Annotated in this window: 1 protein-coding gene and 1 pseudogene; both read right to left on the bottom strand. The window is 63.0% G+C overall.

The features are described 5' to 3' along the window. Positions 1–128: 128 nt before the first annotated feature. Positions 129–404 (bottom strand): annotated as a pseudogene (locus GVY39_RS33640) (transposase); the annotation flags it as partial. Between the two features lie 129 nt (positions 405–533). Then, positions 534–1,817: an IS256 family transposase gene (locus tag GVY39_RS33635; RefSeq protein WP_159931006.1), complete on the bottom strand. Its 1,284-nt coding sequence runs from the start codon at positions 1,815–1,817 to the stop codon at positions 534–536. Between the last annotated feature and the right edge of the window lie 192 nt (positions 1,818–2,009).

The following is a 2,009-nucleotide window of genomic DNA, read 5'->3' as shown; positions in this document are numbered from 1 at the left end:
TTGCGGGCGACCGCGACTACGTCGCGACGGAACTCCTCAGGGAACGGCTTGGGCATGATGACGATCCTTCCACTGCGAAGACCGAAGTCATCACAGATCAGGAGTCAACCGAACCGGGGGCAGTCCCCATCCAGCACGACGCTGTGCAGACGCCGCCACAGCCCGGCTTCGGTCCACACACTGAACCGGCGATGCGCCGTCGGCACGGTGACCTCGAACGAGGGCGGCAGCATCCGCCACGCACAACCGCTGGTCAGCACGAACACCACCGCGGTGAACACCGCACGCTCATCAACCGGGGCGGTGCCACCACCCTGCGGACGCGCAGTGAACTCCGGAAGCAACGGCTCGACCAGGGCCCACAACTCGTCCGGCACCAGAAGTCTCGACAACTCATCGACCACGAGTCGAACATCATGCAGCACATCACATTCCGGCGCAAAGCGAACGAATTACAACCACGTAAGACACGGTCTAATACTCCAGCTGCACTTCGGGGGCTATCTCGCTAAAGGTGTTTCCGGCGGTTTCTCTCAGTAGGTTCGGGCGTCGGGCCAGCGGTCGGCGAAGGTGATCGCGAACGCGTTGACCGCAGGCTTCCAGCGCATCGTCCATCGTGCCCGACCGGCACCGGTCGGGTCGAGCGAACGAGTCACCAGATACAGGCATTTCAGCGCGGCTTGCTCGGTGGGGAAATGCCCTCGGGCCTTGATCGCGCGCCGGTAGCGGGCGTTGAGCGACTCGATCGCGTTCGTCGAGCAGATCACCCGCCTGATTTCGAGGTCGTAGTCGAGGAACGGAATGAATTCCTCCCAGGAGTTCTCCCAAAGCCGCACGATCGCACCGTATTTCGTCCCCCACTTCTCGGTCAGTTCATCCAACGCGGCCCGGGCAGCCTCGGCGTTTACCGCGGTGTAGATCGGTTTCACGTCCCGTTTCAGTGCGTCCCAGTGCTGGCGTCCGGCCAGCCGGAAGGTGTTGCGGATCAGATGGATGATGCAGGTCTGCACCGTGGCCAGTGGCCACACGTTGCCGACCACCTCCGGCAGGCCTTTCAACCCGTCGCAGACCAGGAAGAATACGTCTTTGACCCCGCGGTTACGGATCTCGGTGAGCACGCTCATCCAGAACTTCGCGCCCTCACCACCGCTGCCGGCCCACAGGCCGAGGATGTCTTTCTCCCCGGTCACGGTGACCCCGATCGCGGCATAGATCGGCCGGTTGGCGACTTGACCGTCCCGCACCTTCACCACCAACGCGTCGATGAAGATCGCGACATACACCTCGTCCAGGGGCCGGCCCGACCATTCCTGCATCTCCGCGACCACCTTGTCGGTGATCCGGGAGACCGTTTCCTTCGACACCGACGCGCCATAAATCTCCGCGAAATGCGCCGAAATCTCCCCAGTGGTGAGACCTTTCGCATACAACGACAGCACGATCTCATCGACCCCGGTCAACCGCCGCTGCCGTTTCTTCACGATCTGCGGTTGAAAGCTGCCGTCACGGTCGCGGGGCACCTCGATCGGCACCGGCCCGGTCGTCTCGGTCAGCACCGTCTTCGACCTGGTCCCATTACGCACATTCACCGATTCCCGGCCCTCGGGCGCCTGGTTGGGTTCGTATCCCAGGTGCTCGGTCATCTCCTCGTTCAGCGCGGTCTCGAGGACGGTCTTGGTGAACTGCTGCAGCAGCCCGTCGGGCCCGGTCAGGGACAAGCCCTGCTCTTTGGCCATCCGAACCAACTCCGCCGCTGCCAGCTGCTCGGCCGAGGCCTCGGCCTTCTTCTTCGCCACGGCATCAAGTGTCGTCATCACGCCACCTTCCCGCTGACCATCCAGTCAGCGAATCAGGCCGGAAACACCCTTAAATCCACAGTCCCGCACTTCGTGACGTAATCGGTGTCGTCGCTGGTAGTGGGCTTTCTTCGCCCGATATTGGTGGCGTCGGCGCCAGGTCGACCATCGCTGGATGGCTTCGAGGGCTGGGCGGTGAGTGATCACGTGTGC

Origin of the sequence: Nocardia sp. CY15 (assembly GCF_009829295.1) — a bacterium.
GTDB classification, from domain to species: Bacteria; Actinomycetota; Actinomycetes; order Mycobacteriales; family Mycobacteriaceae; genus Nocardia; species Nocardia sputi.
The sequence above is the reverse complement of the archived record's forward strand: the minus strand, read 5'-3'. Positions and strand labels throughout refer to the sequence as shown.